The organism is Halorubrum sp. LN27 (assembly GCF_016635065.1).
GTDB lineage: Archaea > Halobacteriota > Halobacteria > Halobacteriales > Haloferacaceae > Halorubrum > Halorubrum salipaludis.
In genome coordinates, this window is sequence record NZ_JAEPET010000001.1 from 274,725 (window position 1) to 291,278 (window position 16,554).

19 protein-coding genes are annotated in these 16,554 nt (G+C 71.4%); 7 read left to right on the plus strand and 12 right to left on the minus strand.

Annotated elements, in window-relative coordinates:
- Positions 1 to 26: 26 nt before the first annotated feature.
- Complete coding sequence (locus JIN95_RS01265) at positions 27 to 539, minus strand: UPF0146 family protein (RefSeq protein ID WP_200530289.1); 513 nt, start codon at positions 537 to 539, stop codon at positions 27 to 29.
- Positions 540 to 578: 39 nt separating this feature from the next.
- On the opposite strand from JIN95_RS01265, the gene JIN95_RS01270 reads away from it, so the two are divergent.
- The 3 genes from JIN95_RS01270 (at position 579) to JIN95_RS01280 (ending at position 2,752) form a co-directional block, all read left to right on the plus strand.
- The gene (locus JIN95_RS01270; RefSeq protein WP_095635331.1) at positions 579 to 1,100 is read left to right on the plus strand and encodes an archaemetzincin family Zn-dependent metalloprotease; all 522 of its coding nucleotides are present in this window, start codon (positions 579 to 581) and stop codon (positions 1,098 to 1,100) included.
- A gap of 71 nt (positions 1,101 to 1,171) precedes the next feature.
- Positions 1,172 to 1,471 (plus strand): DUF6432 family protein, encoded by a 300-nt coding sequence (locus JIN95_RS01275; RefSeq protein WP_095635330.1) that lies wholly within the window; start codon positions 1,172 to 1,174, stop codon positions 1,469 to 1,471.
- 120 nt (positions 1,472 to 1,591) lie between these two features.
- Complete coding sequence (locus JIN95_RS01280; RefSeq protein ID WP_200530290.1) at positions 1,592 to 2,752, plus strand: aminomethyltransferase family protein; 1,161 nt, start codon at positions 1,592 to 1,594, stop codon at positions 2,750 to 2,752.
- A 215-nt stretch (positions 2,753 to 2,967) separates the two neighbouring features.
- On the opposite strand, the gene JIN95_RS01285 is transcribed toward JIN95_RS01280, so the two are convergent.
- The 9 genes from JIN95_RS01285 to JIN95_RS01320 form a co-directional block, all read right to left on the minus strand.
- Positions 2,968 to 4,143: an inorganic phosphate transporter gene (locus tag JIN95_RS01285; RefSeq protein ID WP_095635328.1), complete on the minus strand. Its 1,176-nt coding sequence runs from the start codon at positions 4,141 to 4,143 to the stop codon at positions 2,968 to 2,970.
- Position 4,144: 1 nt separating this feature from the next.
- Positions 4,145 to 4,273 carry a hypothetical protein gene (locus tag JIN95_RS16390; RefSeq protein WP_255521205.1) on the minus strand — a complete coding sequence of 43 codons (129 nt, stop codon included), beginning with the start codon at positions 4,271 to 4,273 and terminating at the stop codon, positions 4,145 to 4,147.
- Positions 4,274 to 4,703: 430 nt separating this feature from the next.
- Positions 4,704 to 5,222: a metallophosphoesterase gene (locus JIN95_RS01290; protein WP_200530291.1), complete on the minus strand. Its 519-nt coding sequence runs from the start codon at positions 5,220 to 5,222 to the stop codon at positions 4,704 to 4,706.
- Between the two features lie 480 nt (positions 5,223 to 5,702).
- On the minus strand, positions 5,703 to 6,686 hold the full coding sequence (locus JIN95_RS01295) for a replication factor C small subunit (protein ID WP_200530292.1): 984 nt from the start codon (positions 6,684 to 6,686) through the stop codon (positions 5,703 to 5,705).
- 92 nt (positions 6,687 to 6,778) lie between these two features.
- A complete protein-coding gene (locus JIN95_RS01300; protein WP_200530293.1) occupies positions 6,779 to 7,033 on the minus strand; it encodes a hypothetical protein in 255 nt (84 codons plus the stop codon).
- 50 nt (positions 7,034 to 7,083) lie between these two features.
- A complete protein-coding gene (locus tag JIN95_RS01305; protein WP_200530294.1) occupies positions 7,084 to 8,007 on the minus strand; it encodes a DUF5995 family protein in 924 nt (307 codons plus the stop codon).
- 93 nt (positions 8,008 to 8,100) lie between these two features.
- A complete protein-coding gene (locus JIN95_RS01310; RefSeq protein ID WP_095635324.1) occupies positions 8,101 to 9,048 on the minus strand; it encodes an electron transfer flavoprotein subunit alpha/FixB family protein in 948 nt (315 codons plus the stop codon).
- On the minus strand, positions 9,045 to 9,833 hold the full coding sequence (locus JIN95_RS01315) for an electron transfer flavoprotein subunit beta/FixA family protein (RefSeq protein WP_095635323.1): 789 nt from the start codon (positions 9,831 to 9,833) through the stop codon (positions 9,045 to 9,047). The genes JIN95_RS01310 and JIN95_RS01315 overlap by 4 nt, the downstream gene beginning before the upstream one ends.
- 182 nt (positions 9,834 to 10,015) lie before the next feature.
- The gene (locus tag JIN95_RS01320) at positions 10,016 to 11,347 is read right to left on the minus strand and encodes a hypothetical protein (protein WP_200530295.1); all 1,332 of its coding nucleotides are present in this window, start codon (positions 11,345 to 11,347) and stop codon (positions 10,016 to 10,018) included.
- Between the two features lie 152 nt (positions 11,348 to 11,499).
- Here JIN95_RS01320 and JIN95_RS01325 point away from each other — a divergent pair, with 152 nt between their 5' ends.
- Both JIN95_RS01325 and JIN95_RS01330 read left to right on the plus strand, forming a co-directional pair.
- Complete coding sequence (locus tag JIN95_RS01325; RefSeq protein ID WP_095635321.1) at positions 11,500 to 12,798, plus strand: Ig-like domain-containing protein; 1,299 nt, start codon at positions 11,500 to 11,502, stop codon at positions 12,796 to 12,798.
- A 144-nt stretch (positions 12,799 to 12,942) separates the two neighbouring features.
- On the plus strand, positions 12,943 to 13,434 hold the full coding sequence (locus JIN95_RS01330; protein WP_200532091.1) for a type IV pilin: 492 nt from the start codon (positions 12,943 to 12,945) through the stop codon (positions 13,432 to 13,434).
- A 36-nt stretch (positions 13,435 to 13,470) separates the two neighbouring features.
- Here JIN95_RS01330 and JIN95_RS01335 read toward each other — a convergent pair whose 3' ends face one another.
- Positions 13,471 to 14,094 (minus strand): methyltransferase domain-containing protein, encoded by a 624-nt coding sequence (locus JIN95_RS01335; protein WP_200530296.1) that lies wholly within the window; start codon positions 14,092 to 14,094, stop codon positions 13,471 to 13,473.
- 113 nt (positions 14,095 to 14,207) lie between these two features.
- Here JIN95_RS01335 and JIN95_RS01340 point away from each other — a divergent pair, with 113 nt between their 5' ends.
- Positions 14,208 to 15,044 carry a DUF6663 family protein gene (locus tag JIN95_RS01340; RefSeq protein WP_200530297.1) on the plus strand — a complete coding sequence of 279 codons (837 nt, stop codon included), beginning with the start codon at positions 14,208 to 14,210 and terminating at the stop codon, positions 15,042 to 15,044.
- 29 nt (positions 15,045 to 15,073) lie between these two features.
- On the opposite strand, the gene JIN95_RS01345 is transcribed toward JIN95_RS01340, so the two are convergent.
- Positions 15,074 to 16,048 carry a C-terminal binding protein gene (locus JIN95_RS01345; RefSeq protein ID WP_200530298.1) on the minus strand — a complete coding sequence of 325 codons (975 nt, stop codon included), beginning with the start codon at positions 16,046 to 16,048 and terminating at the stop codon, positions 15,074 to 15,076.
- Between the two features lie 226 nt (positions 16,049 to 16,274).
- Between JIN95_RS01345 and JIN95_RS01350 the strand changes: the two genes are divergently transcribed.
- On the plus strand, positions 16,275 to 16,553 hold the full coding sequence (locus JIN95_RS01350) for a hypothetical protein (protein ID WP_095635712.1): 279 nt from the start codon (positions 16,275 to 16,277) through the stop codon (positions 16,551 to 16,553).
- The last annotated feature ends 1 nt before the right edge of the window (position 16,554 follow it).

The following is a 16,554-nucleotide window of genomic DNA, read 5'->3' on the forward strand; positions in this document are numbered from 1 at the left end:
GTTCGTTCGGTTTCGCTCCCGTCGGCTCATTCCGGGCCTGGCGGCGGTCCCCCGCGCTCCCCGTCCCGTGCGACGTACAGCACGGCTCCGTCGACGGAACGCCGCCGCACCGGGACGACGGGCTCCTCGAACCCGAGGGTGGTGAACGCGCAGGCCGCGTCGAGCCGGTCGGCGAGCGCGACGGTCGGGCTCTGCAGTTCGGCCGGAAGGTGACACGCGTACACCGCGTCGACCGCGGTGCGGCCGTCCGCGTCGTCGTCGGGGTCAGCGAGGGGATCGCCGTCGCGTTCACTTTTCCCGTCCGCGAGCGCGAGGATGTCCCCTCGCCGGACGCGGAGCGACCCCGCAACCTCCTCGCTCTCGGTTTCTTGTGCGGCCGCCCGCGTCCGGTCTCCCGGTTCGACGTCGACGGCGACGACCCGGCACCCCCGCTCCGCGAGCGCTCGCGCGACCCCCGGTCGGTCGCCGACGCCGACCTCGACGAGGCGGTCGTGTCCCGCAATTTCTTCGACCAGCGCGCGACGGGTGGATGAGACCACGGCGCGGGCTTTATGATTGCGGCGGTCATAAGCGGTTCCATGCTCGTGGACATCGTCCCAGTCGGGGAGGTCACCCCCCGCGTGAAACGCGAGGCCTCCGCCGCGCTCCGTTCGGTGTACGACTGCGACGTGACCGTCCACGACGACCAGCCGATCCCCGAGACGGCCTACGACGGCGACCGCGACCAGTACCGCGCCGAGGACCTCATCGAGACCGTCGGTCGCGTCGGGGGCGGCGACAAGAACATCGGGATCACCCCACGCGACCTCTACTACCGCCGCCGGAACTACGTGTTCGGGCTCGCGTACCTCAACGGCAGCGGCTCCGTGATCTCGACCCATCGCCTCCGCACCTCCTCCGACGGGGGCGTCTCGACGAAGCCCGCGGTCGACGTGTTCTCCGACCGCGTCCGCAAGGAGGTCGTCCACGAGATCGGCCACACGCTCGGCTTGGAGCACTGCGACAACAGCAAGTGCGTCATGTCCTTCTCGCCGACGGTCCGCGAGGTCGACGTGAAAGAGGAGAACCTCTGCGGCTCCTGTTCGCGGCTCGTCCGGTAGACGTCTCGCTGCTCCGTCGGCGACTCCCCGCCGCCGGTAGACGTAAACCGTATCCTGTCTAACTGCGGTGTATGGCCGCAAAGCCGGAGTACCGCGACCGGCCGGACGTCGAGGTCGCGCTGCTGGACGCGCTCGTCGACCGCGGCGACGAGGGGATGACGGTGCTGGAGCTGCGCGCGGCCGTCGACGCCGACATCGACGCCGTCGAGGAGGCGCTGTCGGCGCTGAAAGAGGACTCGCTCATCACCGTCGAGAGTCGGGAACGGGTCCGCGTGTACCCGCACGACCGCGTCATCCCCGACCCCGAGGACCAGATTGACGACGGAGCGGGCTCCCTCGTCGACGCCGTCCGCGACCGGCTCGGTCTGTAGGGACACCGGATCGGGACGTAACGACACGAAACGCACCCGCGAGGTGCGGGGGCGGCAGGGTATCGCCCCGCGTCCGCCGAAGCCAGCGGCCTTTTGCCGCTCGCCCGACTCCGTACCGGTATGACTCTCGTCTCCGACACTCACGGCGCCCACGGCGCGGTGTACCGTGACCGCGGCGGCCGTCAGGTGGTCGACCACTACCGGAAGCCCGAGCGCGTCGGCAAGGCGGTCCGCAACGTCGTCGGCGCGATCGAGATGGGGTACGGCGTGCTCGCCGTCACGGGCGAAGACCGCGTCGAGTTCGTCGACAACGCCGTCTCCAACCGGGTGCCGGACGAGGACGGACAGGGGGTGTACGCGCTCCTGCTCGACCCGCAGGGCGGCATCGAGACGGACATGTACGTGTACAACGCCGACGAGCGCCTGCTCGTCTTCCTCCCGCCCGAGCGGGCCGAGGCGGTCGCCGAGGACTGGGCAAGCAAGGTGTTCATCCAGGACGTGGCGATCGACGACGTCTCCGAGGAGCTCGGCGTCTTCGGGGTCCACGGTCCCAAGTCCACCGAGAAGATCGCCTCGGTGCTCGGCGGACCGGGGGCCCCCGAGAAGCCGCTCTCCTTCGTCCGCGGGTCGATGGTCGACGCCGGCGTCACCGTGATCGCGACCGACGCGCCCCTCGGCGAGGAGGGGTACGAGGTCGTCTGCGCCGCCGAGGACGCCGAAGAGGTGCTCGACACGCTGCTCAACCGCGGGCTCAACGCGGCCCCCTTCGGCTACCGGACGTGGGACGCGCTCTCGCTCGAGGCCGGCACGCCCCTCTTCGAGTACGAACTGGAGGGAACGGTGCCGAACGTCCTCGGGCTCCGCAACGCCCTGGACTTCGACAAGGGCTGTTACGTCGGCCAGGAGGTTGTCTCCCGCGTCGAGAACCAGGGGCGACCGAGCCGGCGGCTGGTCGGGCTCGACCTCGGCGGCCTCGCCGACGCGACCGCCGACATCGACGGCGACGCGAATCCGGAGGGGTACGACGAGGTCCTGCCCGATCCCGGCGCGGCCGTCTTCGACGGCGACGAGGCGGTCGGCGAGGTGACCCGCGCGGCGGTCGGTCCCGCCGCCGGCGACCCGATCGCCCTCGCGCTCGTCAGGTTCGACGCCGACCTCGCCGACCCCACCGTGCGCGTCGACGGCGAGGAGGTGCCGGCGACCCGCGCCGACCTCCCGTTCCCCTCCGTCAGAGGGAGCGCGCAGTCCGCCCGGCTGCCGACGTACCCGAGCGACGAGTAGTTCCCACCGTCGCTTTGCGGTCGGTGCGTGCCGCCGAGCGCCCTGATACGGGCGCGAGGTGCACGCGCGAGGGAGCGGTGAGCGGAGTGGGCGACCGGAGGGAGCCCCGAGCGAGCCCCTCGACCGGAGCCGACTGGGGCTTTGGAGGTATTCACCACCGATCCGCTGTTAATCTATATAACTGGAGACTCACCGCTCGTGGATCCGGGTGATCGTTACAGCACGAACTGCACGGCCGAGTACACGCCGAACCCGAGCGCCAGCGACCCGACGAGCGACGCGATCCACGCGAACACGGTGTACCCCATCTTCGCCCGGCTCACCCCGGCGTCGCCCGCGGCGTAGCCCGCGCCGACGATGGCGGAGACGATGATCTCGTTGAACGAGACGGGGATCCCGAACGCGACGGCGGTCTGTGCGATCGCGAACGACGGGATGAGCGCCGAGATCGACCGCCGCGGTCCCATCGAGGCGTAGTCCTGCGAGATCGCCTTGATCATCCGCGGCGCGCCGGTCCACGACCCGGCGAGCAGCCCCGCGCCCCCGCCGACGAGCAGCGCCCACAGCGGGACGCCCACGTCGCTGAAGATCGGCACGAGCGGGCCGATCGCGAGGCCGACCTGCGAGCCGCCGGCCGAGAAGGCGACGAGCCCGCCCATCGCCAGCAGGAACCGGCGCTGAGCGCCCTCGCGGTCGCGACCGAGGTCGGCGTACACCGCGACCGCGACGATCGCGGCGACCGCGGCCGTGATCAGGGGCGTCCCGATCGCGCCGAGCCCGAGCCCGGGACCGAGCGCCTCCGACAGCGACGCCTGCTCGCCCGCCGGCCCGAGCAGCGCGAATCCGACGTTCGCGACGATCGCGCCGACGAGCCCGGCGAGCGCGGCGGTGAGCGGTCGCTCCGGGAGCGCGTCGCCGATGAGCCCGCGAGCGACGACGTAGGCGACCCCGCCGCCGGCGAACGGGGTGAGCACCCACAGCGTGAGGATCTCGGTGTACTTCGGCCACGCCGGGTCGCCGCCCATCGCGAGCCCGACGCCGACGACCGCGCCGGTGACCGTGAAGGCGGTCGCGATCGGGTAGCCGGCGAACACCCCGATCGCGACGAGCGCGGCCGCGGTGAGCAGCGCCACGATGGCGGCGCCGGCGGTGAGCGTGACGCCGCCGATCAGCTCGGTCCCCACCGCTTCCGTCACGTTCGCGCCCTGCAGGATCGCGCCGAGCAGGCCCAACACCCCGACGACGAGCCCCGCGCGCATCACGGAGATGGCGTTGGCGCCGACCGCCGGCGCGAACGGGGTCGACCCGGAGGAGCCGGCCCCGATCGACCACGCCATGAAGAGGCTGGCCGCGGCGGCGACCCCGAGGGTGGCGACAGTTGCGACGACCATCTTACCGCTGCCCGTCCTCGTACCCTTCGCGGAGCCCCGTCAGCGTGCGCCGGACCAGCAGAAACGCGAAGAAGAAGAACCCGAGCAAGACGAGGAGGATCACGACGAACAACGGTTCGACCGGGAGCATACACTCGAATCCGTCGGCACGGTGTTATGCGTTTCGGCAGGCGATGGACCGCCGGTTCAGTCCGCCGGTTCCGGGCGTCGCTCCCGGCCGCCGGTTTCGGGCGTCGATCTCGGGCGTCGCTCCCGACCGGAGTCGCCCGGTGACTAAAACGCGCCTTTGTCCATAAGCTACCTATAAGCTATCACCGGCGCAAGGTGTCGATGCGACCCCCGCTTCGGCCCTCTCCCCACGATCGGTCGCCGACCGGCGAGCTGCGACGGCACACGACCCGCACCCGCTCGGGTCTCTACCACCCTCCCCGCTCAGCCCCCTTCCCTCCCTCCACGCCCGCCTCCCGGTCCGACCGATCCACGCGGGGCGTCGCGTTCGCCCGCCGATCCCTCCCCCCTTCCCGGTTCGGCGGGCGGTACCGTTTCACCCTTCCTCCGACTCAGTGCGCGATCCGGAACTCCTCGAAGACGTCGCCGTCCGGCGTGACGAGCCGTCCGTTCAGCGCGCGCTCCCCTCCGGAGACCGGTTCGAGCTCCGCGTGCGCCGGTCGGTTCCCGCGGGGCTGCGCGTGGCTTCCGGGGTTCAGTATCGGGAGCGCCCCCGAGTCGTCGAAGCGGGGACGGTGGCTGTGGCCGCAGATCACGGCGTCGGCGTCGCGCTCGCGGCCGAGCATCACGAGCCCGGTGTCGCCGCTGCGGTGTCGGTGCGTGACCGCGAACCGGACTCCCTCGTACTCGACCGTCCTGATTTCGGGCAGCCGGTCGCGGATCGCCGGGTCGGCGTTGTTGCCGTAGACGGCCCGCAGGCTCCGCGCGGTCGACTCGAACGCGTCGAGCACCGGCTCGCGGTAGAAGTCGCCGGCGTGAACGACGAGGTCGGCCTCGCGGACCGCCTCCGCGGTCCGGCCCTGCAGCTTCGTCTCCTCGCGCGAATGGGTGTCCGAGACGACGACGAGCATACTCGCCGTCGGTTCGCGTCCGGCTTAAAAATCGCGCCCGGCGTCGACGCCGACTCACACTTGAGCGTGTATGCGGTGGCGCGTGCCTCCGAGCGCCCAGCGGGCGCGAGGAGCACGCGCGAGGGAGCCCGCGGCCGCCAGTGGCGGCCGCGGCGAGGCTGGGGAGGCGTGAGGCTGCGGTGCTGTGCGGTCGGGCGGGACTCAAAGGGGCAGTCGCCGGCGGCGGAGCCGCCGGCTGCCAGAGGCGCGAAGCGCCTCGCTGCCGCGAGGACGAAGCACGCTGCTGCAAGCACCGCAAGGAGCGAGTGAAACGAGCGACTGAGGAGCGCAGCAAAGCGCGCGAGTCGTCGCGGCTGGGGCTTTGAAGCTGTTCACCGCAGCAACGCCGATCACGTATCGCCGGGCTATCGGGGCCTCGAAGGCGTTCGCCGTCAGTCTGCCAGCACCCCTACAACCGATCCCGGCATCGTCCGAGATCGACTATTCTTCCAAGGACAGCGACGCGAGCAGCGACTCCAGCTGCACCTGCTCGTTCGCCCCCTCGGCGATCCGGTAGTCCGCCTCGCCGATCCGCTCCATCAGCGCGACCGCCTCGCGCTCGCTCAGATCGAACTCCCAGACGGACCGGTGGAGCTGATCGATCACGTCGCCGCCGGCCATCCCGGTCTCCGTGAGGAGGGTGTCGAGGGTCGCCCGCGCCCGTGTGAAATCCCCCTCCAGCGCGTTCGTCACCATCGACTCGATCTCCTCGGGGCGCGCGGTCGCCGTGATCGCGTACACCGCCTCCTCGTCGACTACGTCCCCGGTCGTCGCCGCCGCCTGCAGCGAGTTGATCGCGCGGCGCATGTCCCCGTCGGCCGCGTACACGAGGGCGTCGACGCCGGCGTCGGTCACCTCGATCCCCTCCGCCGCCGCGATCTCGCGGGTCTGCGCGGCGACGGCCTCGTCCGAGAGCGGCGAGAAGCGGAAGACGGCGCACCGCGACTGAATCGGGTCGATGATCTTCGACGAGTAGTTACACGAGAGGATGAATCGGGTGTTGTCGGAGAACTGCTCCATCGTCCGGCGGAGCGCCGACTGCGCGTCGTCGGTGAGGGAGTCCGCCTCGTCGAGGAACACGATCCGGAAGTCGCCGCCGAACGACGAGCGCGCGAACCCCTTGATCCGGTCGCGCACCACGTCGATCCCGCGCTGGTCGGAGGCGTTGAGTTCGAGGAAGTTGCCGCGCCAGTTGTCCTCGCCGTACACCTGTCGAGCGATCGCGGTGGCGGCGGTCGTTTTTCCGACGCCGGCAGGGCCGCTGAAGAGGAGGTGCGGGATGTCGTCCTGCTCGATGTAACTCTGGAGCCGCTCGACGATCTCCTCTTGGCCGTGGATGTCGTCGAGCGACTGCGGCCGGTACTTCTCGATCCAGATCTCCCGGCCGGTCGCGGTCGCAGCCGTCTGCTCGTCGGCCTCGCTCATGCCGGATCGGAGGGTCGGCGGGGTCATAAACGCCCCGAGACCGGGCCGCGTCGGGGAGGTGAAGCGGGCGGTTCGCGCCGCGGGTCCGAACCTCAGTCCGCCCGCGAGAGCCGCTGGAGCTCGTACGCGAACACCCAGATCCCCATCAACACGCCCACGGGAACCACCACCTCGGCGATCTCGCGCGAGACCGGCAGCTCCGCGACCTCGACGAGCAGGTGGGTCGTCGCCGCGGCGACCTGCGCGAACAGCTCGTACTCCTCGCGGATCGTGTTCGTCAGCATCGATCCGACGACGAGCGTCACCATCGCGGCGACGCCGTGGATCGTCCCCCGGATGTGTGGCATAGTCGTCACATCCGCGACGACCGTGATAGGTGTTTCTCCCTCGAAACCGCTCACATCCGCCGTCGGATCCCCTCGCGGAAGGCCGCCGCCGCGTCGGCTTCGGCCTCCGACTCCCGCAGGTGCGCCTTCGCCTCGGCGTCGATGTCGGGCGCGAGGACGACCGCCGCGGCGCCCGTCGAGACGGTCTCGGCGCGCCAGCCGACGTACCGATCGGCGAGCCACGCCGGGAGGTCCGCCAGCAACACGGCGTTGCGCCACGCGAACTCCCGACTGCCTTTCAGTCCGAGCAGGGCCAGCCGGTCGTCGAGGGGATCGAGCACCCGGTCGATCCCGTCGATTCCGACCGCGCCGTACGTCTCGACGAGCGCGTCTTGCACGGTCTGGACCAGGCGGGCGAGGATCGCGTTGATGCGGTCGTGGTCCTCGCGCTTGGCGTCGCGATCCGGGTCGATACCCACGTCGTCGAGCGTGTACGCGAGGTCGTAGACGATGTGGGCGTTGATGCCGAGCAGGGCGTCCTGCGCGACGAGCGTCTCGCCGCGCGCCCCGGCGGCGAAGGCGATCAGCCACGGCCGCGGGAGCGCCTCGAACGCCCGCCGCTCGAATGCCACCAGCGCCCGACGGTAGCGCTCCGCGAAGGCGACGAGGTACGACGCGGCCCACTCGGGATCGAGGAACGCGCCGTCGTCGATCGCGGTCCGGACGGTCGCCGTCATCCGGCTGTACACCGTGAGGAACACCGCCCGCCGGTCGCCGCGCTCGCGGAGGTACGACTCGGTCCGCGCCAGCCGCTCGTCGACGTCGTCGACGGACGCGAACGGGGCAGTAACGAGGTCGAGCAGCGCCGCGTCCGGCTCGTCGGCGGCCAGGTCCGCGGCGACCGCGTCGACCCCCGGACCGGCGGTCCGCCGGATCCCGGTGAGCAGCGCTCTCGCTTCCTCGGCGGTCGGGACGGTGGCGCGGATCGGGGTCATCGTGAGCGACGGCGGGCCCGTCTGACCGTCCGGTACTCACCCGGGGTCAAAGAGGTTGCTGCCGGCGCGGGACCGGCACCTGGTCGACGCTAACTACGCGAACTCGTCGACGAGCTCGGGCACCACGTCGAAGAGGTCGCCGACGATCCCGTAGTCGGCGATGTCGAAGATCGGCGCGTTCGGGTCGGTGTTGATGGCGACGATCGTGTCCGAGCCCTTCATGCCGGCGACGTGTTGGACCGCGCCGGAGATGCCGATCGCGATGTACACGTCCGGCGTGACGACCTTCCCGCTCTGCCCGACCTGGCGGTTCTTCGGGAGCCAGCCGTTGTCGACGATCGGCCGGGAGGCGGAGAGCGTCGCGCCGAGCGCGTCGGCGAGTCCCTCGACCAGCTCCAGGTTCTCCTCCTCCTCGATCCCGCGGCCGACAGAGACGAGCACGTCGGCGTCGGCGATGTCGACGTCGCCGCCGCCGACCTCCTCGAAGCCCGTGACGCGCGCGCCCGACTCCGGGAGATCGACGTCGACGGACTCCACCGTCGCGTCGCCGACGCCCTCGGCCGGCGCCCACTCGCCGCCGCGGACGGTGAGGACGAAGCGGTCGTCGGCCACGTCGACGGTCGTCTCCACCTTCGAGCCGTACATCTCGCGGGTGACGGTCAGCCCGTCGTCGGACTCGAAGCCGATCGCGTCGGTCACCAGGCTCCGGTCGGTCGCCTCGGCGACGGCGGGCGCGTAGTCCAGTCCGTTGACCGAGTTCGGGATCACGACGGTCTCGGCGTCGACCGTCTCGAGCAGCGCCTCGACCGCCGACTGGTAGACGTTGTGGTCGAACTCCTCGCCGTTGGCGACCGCGTGGATCGCGTCCACGCCCTCGCGGTTCAGGTCCTCGGCGAACCGGTCGGTGTCGCCGCCGATCACCGCAACGTGGAGGTCGCCTCCCTGCGCGTCGGCGAGCTCCCGGCCGGCCGTGATCGCCTCGCGGGACACGTCTCGGAGCTCTCCGCGCCGGTGTTCCGAGACGACGAGCACGCTCATCACGCGCCCACCCCCTTTTCGCGGAGGACCTCGGCGAGGCGCGACGCGCTCTCCCCCGCGTCGCCCTCGATGATCTCGGCGTCCGACTCGCTCTCCGGCTCGTACATCGAGGCGATCGTCAGCGCGCTCTCGACGTCGGCGGCCGACAGCCCGAGGTCGGCCAGATCCCTCGCGTCGATCTCTTTGCGCTGCGCCTGTCGGATGCCCCTGAGGCTCGCGTACCGCGGCTCGTTGAGCCCGGTCTGGACGGTCAACACGGCGGGGAGGTCCACCTCCGTCAGCTCCTCGACGCCGCCCTCCAGCTCCCGATGGACGTGCGCGACGCCGCCGTCGGCGTCGACCTCGAGGTCGTTGACCACGGCGGCGTGCTCGAAGCCGATCCGCTCGGCGAGCGCGACGCCCGTCGCGCCGAACCCGGTGTCGGCGGCCTGTACCCCGCCGAGCACGAGGTCTGGCTCCTCCGCCTCGACGACCGCCTCGAGCGTCGTCACCTTCGCGGCGACGTCGGCGAAGCCGGCCTCGAAGGCGTCGTCCCACACCCGCACGGCGCGGTCCGCCCCCTTCGCGAGCGCCATCCGGATCGTCTCCTCCGCGCGCTCCGGGCCGATGGTGACGGCGACGACCTCGTCGGCGATCCCCGCCTCGGCCAGCTGCACCGCCGCCTCGACCGCGTAGTCGTCCCACTCGTTGAGGTCGTACTCGAGGTCGGACGCGGCGATGTCCGTGCCTTCGATCGCGAAGTCGTCGTCCGGCTCCGCAACCTCCTTGACTGTCACCAGAACTTTCATGATCGATACTCCGTCGTTCGGCCTGTAAGAGCTTTCGGAACGCCGCACCGCGGGCTCGCGGTTTCCGCCTCTCCCTCGCCGAAGTCGGCCGTTCCCTTTCGCCTCGTCGTCGGCCTCGACTCTCGGATCTCCTGTCGTCGCCGTCGGACTCTGATATCGGATCCCCCGTCGCCGCCGTCGACTCAGGCCCCGGATACCCTGTCGCCGCCGTCTTCGGCGTCGGAGCCGTCTCCGTCGCCGTCGTCGTCCGGGATCGAGATCAGGTTCTCGCGGCCCAGTCGGAGCTTCTCCACCCGCCCCGAATCGGCCATCGCGGAGAGCAGCTGCGACACCTTCGCGTCCGACCACCCGGTCTCCGCGACGATGTCGGCCTGTCGCATCCGCCCGCCGTTGTCCTCGAGAAGCCGCTCGACGCGCTCCTCGTCGGACAACAGCGAGAGGTCCTCCCCGTCGCCCGCTCCGCCGGTCGCGTCGTCGGCTCCCGTGTCCTCGCCCGTCGGATCCGGGCCGTCCGCATTCCCGTCCGCGCCGCCGCGCGGCCCGCCGTCGGTCGGCTCTCCGCCGTCGCTGTCGACCGCTCCCTCGTCGGCGCTCGCGCCCGCGACCGGGTCGTGTTCCCCGTCGGTCCGGCGCCGGTAGCCGACGATGCTCCCGGCGATGAGCACCGCGGCGACGACGATCGCGGCGGTGAGCATCGTCCACGGGGGCGCGGTCGTGCCCGCGGGAGCGTACACGACCGCGACCCGCTCTCCCTCGGAGAAGGTGCGCGGCCCCTCGATGATCACGGCGTTGTCCCGCAGCGGGACCGTGGCGCCCGGGGTTCCGGTGACGGTGTACCCCTCCGGCGTCGCCACCTCGAGCGTCTGCCCCTCCTCCAGCGAGAGCAGCCACGTCCCGTCGTTCGGCGTGGTCAGGGCGTCGCCCAACACCAGGTTCTCGCCGTCCGCTTCGAGGAACTCGGTCCAGACGAACGTCAGTCGGAGTTCGCCGACCGCCGTCGTCTCGTCGCCCGCCACGTCGAACGACGAGGGGTCGTCGTGGACGACGACATCGCGCTCGACGTCTTCGATCCGCATCGTCCGGTCGACGTTCCGGCTCGCCTCGCGGGCGAATCCCTCGAACAGGGCGGCGTCGGGGCCGATCTCCCCGTCGCGGAACCGGTCGCCGGTCGCGTCGAACGCGGCGCGGTCGGTCTCGTCGGCGAGCGCGTACCTCACCGACACGGTCCACCGGGCGTCCCTGTCGGGCGTCGGCTCGATCCGGATCCGCGTCGCCGTATCCGGGTCGAACGGTTCGCCGATCTGTTCGACCGTCGCCGGATCGACAGTTGCCGGACCGACGGTCGCTGAGCCGATTCCCGGGGGACCGGCGGTCGACGAACCGGCGGCCGCCGCGTCGGCGTCGATGGAGGGCGAAGGCGAGGGCGCGTCTCCCGCGACGGGGACGACGCCGCTCGCGACGAGCGCGACGGCGATCAGCCCGACGAGGAGAGCGCGAGGCGGGGCGTTCCGCATACAGATCAGGGCACTCAGGCGCCGGGCAAAACGCTTTCCATCGTTCGTTTTGCCTTCGAACGAGGTCGCGACGGGCGGATCGGCCGCGCTCCCGATCGGTTCCGTCGGCTCGTTGAGGTGGATTTTTTATATCCTGGCGCGAACCGAGACGTATGAGAGCCCTCCCGATCTCCCTCGCGGTCCTGCTTCTGCTCGCGCCGATCGCCGGCGCGGTGTCGCCGGCGGCGGTTGCGGGGGCGGTCGCCGATCCGGTCGCGTCCGATCCGGTCGCGTCCGATCGCGTCGGCGCGTTCGACGGCGTCGACCCCGACCGATCGCAGGTCGACGCGGCGAACCTCACGTTCCGGACGCTGTCCGCGCCGACCGACGCGGACACGCGCGTCGGCGCCGCCGCCCGCGGCGCGGACCTCGGATCGTCGGTCGGCTTCGCCGTCGACGAGACCGACGCCGCCATGGAGACCGCGGCGGTCGTCCAGCGGATCGAGGCCGCCGAGACGAGCACGGAACGGCAGCGCCGCATCCTCGCGGCGATCAACCAGGTCGAACGCGACGAGGTGACGCTCAACAGCCGACAGGCGGAGGCGTTCAGCGCGCACGCCGCCGGCGAGCTATCAGACCGGGAGCTCCTCGACGAGCTCGTCCGCATCGCCGCGACCGCCCGCGAGTACGACGAGCGGCTCGACGAGCTCGACGCGCTCGCCGAGGAGACGGACGGGTTCAGCTCACCGACCCGGCTCGACGAGCTCCAGGTCGCGCTGCAGGTGTACGAGGGGCCCGTCCGTGAGATCGCGCTCTCGGCGGCGCGCGGCGAGGTGTCGGCCAGCGAGGTGTACGTGGAGTCGAGCGACCGGTCGATCGTGTTAGCGACGATCGTCGACGGGGAGTACGTCCGCGAGGTCTTCCGGATCGACCGCTGGGACCGCGGCGGCGGCACGATCGGCAACGACGAGGCGATCGAGGTCACGTCCGCCGCCTATCCCGAGACGGCGTCGCTCCGCGAGCCCGACGCCTTCGGCGCCGGCTCGGTCCAGCGGATCACCATTCCCCACGAGTACGGGCTCCTGCGCACCTTCGTCAGCGGCGGCACGGAGCGGGTGTTCGTCGAGCACCAGCGGATCGCGCTCGACGCGTTCCCCGACACCGAGTCCGTCTCCGAGTCCGGCGACGGCTTCAACGTCACCGTCGACCGCAGCTACGCCGGCGGCCTGGTGACGGTGACCGTCCGCGACGACGAGACCGGCGAGCCCGTCCCCGACGTCACCGTCACGAAGAGCGTCGGCGACGGCGACAGCCGAGCGATCGGCACCACCGACGCGGACGGCACGGTCCGGACGCTCTCCCCCGCGGAATCCTACCGGGTCACCGTCGTCGACGAGCCCCGCGCGGTGTTCGTCGACGACCTCGAACCCATCGCGACGCCGCACCCGGTCGAGAGCGACGACGGCGAGTAGGGCTCGCGCCGCCCCGACGCTTTTCCCGGATACCGCGGCAGTCTCCCCGTGGCCACTGACACCGATCCCCCGGACGAGACGAGCGTGTCGACGACGGCGAGCACGCCGACTGGGACGAGCACGCCGACTGAGACGAGTGCGCCGATCGAGGCGACACCGACGGCCTCCGGTTCCGCCCGGTCCGCCCGCGGGCTCGCGCCCGTCGCCGGCGTCCTGCTGCTCGCCGTCACGGTCGTGCTCGCCGGCGGCGTCGTGACCGCGGCGATCGGCGCCCCGCCGGAGCCGGCGCCGACGGCGTCCCTGTCGCTGTCGGCGACCGACGACCGGATCGCGGTCACGCACCGCGGCGGGGACGCCCTGAACGCGAGCGAACTGGATGTCCGGGTGCGCGTCGACGGCGAGCCGCTCGCCCGACAGCCGCCGGTCCCGTTCTTCTCCGCGGCGGGGTTCCGCCCCGGACCGACGGGCGCGTTCAACGCGGCGACGGACGGCGACCTGCGCGTCGGCGGCACGGCGTCGTTCCGGGTCGCGGGGACGAACGACCCGGTCCTCGAACCCGGCCGAACGGTTACCGTCGAGGTCTCGGTCGACGGGCGACCGGTCGCGACGCTGGAGACGGTCGTCGAGTCGGAATAGGGGGAGGACGAGGGGGGTCGTCCGAGCGCCGCGTCGCTACTCGTCGGGGACCCGTGCGACCGTCGTGATCGCGCGCGGGCTCCGGGGCGTCGACTGCTGGATGTGGTGTTCGTACGTCTCGTAGCCGGCGGCTTCGAACATCCGGTCGGCCTCCTCTTCGTCGTAGAACAGCATGATCGCGTCGGCGATCCGCTGGAACACGCGGTTGTGCGGGTAGTCGGGGCCGACGACGAGCACTTGTCCGCCCGGCTTCGCGACGCGTCGGAGCTCCCGGAGTCCCTCGATCGGGTTCGGCCAGTACTCGATCGACCCCGAGGACCAGACCACGTCGAACGTGTCGTCGCGGAACGGGAGCCGCTCGGCGTCGCCGCGGTAGAAGTTCACGCGGTCGTGTTTCCCGAACTTCTCGAACGCCTTCTCCATCTGGTGGACGCTCTGATCGAGCCCGTGGACGTCGTCGGCGTGTTCGAGGAGCCCCTCGGTCCCGAACCCGGTGCCACACCCCACGTCGAGCACCTTCGGATCGTCGCCGAACTCCAGCCACGAGAGCGCCTCCGCGCGCATCTCCTCGTTCCAGTTGAACCAGTTGATCTTGTCGTACACCTTCGAGAGGTACTTGTAGAACACCCTGGCGTTCGACTTGTCCTCGAGGATCCCCATTTACCGATCGGTTGGGTCGCCCGCCCCATAACGACACGGATCCGGTGCGGTCGGCGCCTCGGCAGCTCCCGCGTTCCGACCGGCTTTTCCGCTTGCCCGTCCGACCGTGCGGTATGGAACCGACGACGAGCGGCCGCTTCCGCGTCCACGACCGCCGCCCGCGTCCCGACATCGACGGGACCGGCCCGTCCGACCCCCTCGAGGAGTTCGTCCTCGTCGAGCACCCGGAGGGACCGGTGGACCCGAGCGACCCCGACGCCGAGGACCGGTTCGACCCGCTGTACGCCGCCGCCGAGGGGTACGAGGGTGATCTCGCCGACCGCGTGACGTCGCTGGAGCCGGGCTTCGTCGTCGACGCGACGCTGGCGTGGACCGACGGGTCGGCCCGCTTCGCCGACCTCGAGGTCGTCCGCGAGAGCCGGTTCCGCTTCGCGGACGACGTGGAGGGGATGTTCGAGGCGGCCGTCGACGCGTGGGACCAGATCCGGTCCGCGGGCGAGGCGGTCGGCTCGGTCACGACGCGCTCGAACGACGGGGACCCGAACGGCGCGCTGTACCTGTTCGCCGACGCGCCCGGAAGCGACGCGTTCGCCGACCTCCGAGCGGGGCGGCTCCCGATCGAACCGCTCGTCGCGCGCGTCAACGAGTCGCGGGGGGACGAGGAGCCCCGTGAGGTGTTCGTCCTCCGCCCTGCCGCGCACGACTTCGTCGCCGTCTACGTCGTCTTCGACCGCGAGGGCGTGTTGGCCCAGACGGTGCGGGACACCTACGACCTCGGCCCCGGGCTCGCGGCGGGCCTCGACGACGGCGCGCTGGACGCGGCCAAGGCGGGCTCGGGTGACACCGGCGACGGCGGCGCGGGCGGCAGCGGCGGAGGCGGCGAGGACGCGGGGGACGGCGATGGGGACAGTGCCGACGAGGACGGCTTCGACGCGCTCGACCGGCTGTAGCCGCGGTTCGGGCTCCCCGTCTCGCCCGCTCAGAGCCAGTCGGCGTTCGGATCGACTCTCCCCGCCGGCGTCTCGCCGTTGAGCACGGCGGCCACGTCGGCGGCGCCGCTCCGGTTCAAGTCGTCGCGGGCCTCCTCGCTGTACCACGCCGCGTGCGGCGTGACGATCGTGTCGTCGCGCCCGACAAGCGGGTCGTCCTCGGGCGGCTCCTCGGCGAGCACGTCGAGGCCGGCGCCCTTGATTGTGCCCGACTCCAGCGCGTCGAGCAGCGCGTCGGCGTCGACGACCGGCCCGCGCCCCACGTTGACGACCACCGAGTCCTCGCCGAGGCGAGCGAGCGCGTCGGCGTCGACGATGCCCCGGGTCGCCTCCGTCAGCGGGGCGTAGACGCCGACGTGGTCGGCGCGGTCGAACAGCTCGTCGAACGAAACCTTCTCCGCGCCGTACTCGGCCATCTCCCCCGCCTCGACGAACGGGTCGTAGGCGACGAGATCGGCGTCGAATCCGCCGAGCTGTTCGGCCGCGCGCCGAGCGATCGGGCCGAACGAGACGAATCCGATCGTCGACGCGCTCACGCGGCGGACCGGCCGCCCGATCTCCCAGCTCCAGCCGCCGGCGGCGACGTCGTCGTCGTACGACTTCAGCGACCGGAGGCAGGCCAGGAGCAGCGAGACGGAGTGGGCCGCTACCTCCTCGGTGCAGTAGTCCGGGACGCGAGTGACGGTGACGCCGCGCTCGGCGGCGGCCTCCACGTCGACGTTGTCCACGCCGACCGCCGACCGGCCGACGACTCGGAGGTCCAGTTCGTCGAGCGCCTCGGCGGTGACCGGCGTGTCGATGTCGGTCACCACCGCGTCGGCCCCCTCGGCCGCCGCGACGAGACTCTCTGTCGACCCCAGCTCGGCGACCTCCACCTCGACGGGCTCGTCGACCGCGCCGTCGAGGACCTCGCGGTACGTCTCCGGGTCGATCATCGGGAACGCCGACAGCACGACTCTGGGCATACGCGACCGTTCGGCTCGTCCCACTTGACGGCTGTCACGCGTTCTCGGCTTCTGAGACAAGAATTTTCGATCGTGATGGTCTCGGTCCGGTTGCGCACCCCTCCGCGTTCGCTCCGTCCGGCGCTCGAGTTTCGACGACTCTTTTCGCGCGCGCCCGCAAGGACGCCCCGTGAGCGACGACACCGTGAGCGACGACGGTTCGGTCGAGGGGTCGAGCAAGCCGCCGATGCTCGTGCTCTTGGAATCGCTGGCGTTCTATCGGAACGTCCGCGTCGGGCTCGTCGCCGGCGCGATCGTCGCGGTCTCCCTGTACGCGGTCCGGACGCTGGAGCTGCTCGGCCCGGTGATCGACACCCGGGACTACCCGCTGTTCGGGCCGGACGTGTGGTTCCTGCTGCTGGCGTTCGTGTTGGCGGCGACGTTCGCGCTGCTCGTCGCGGTCGCGCTCACCGTCGCCGAGGCTGTGCGGGGTGCGCGGGACGCGTCCGGGAAGATCCGCGAGTAGA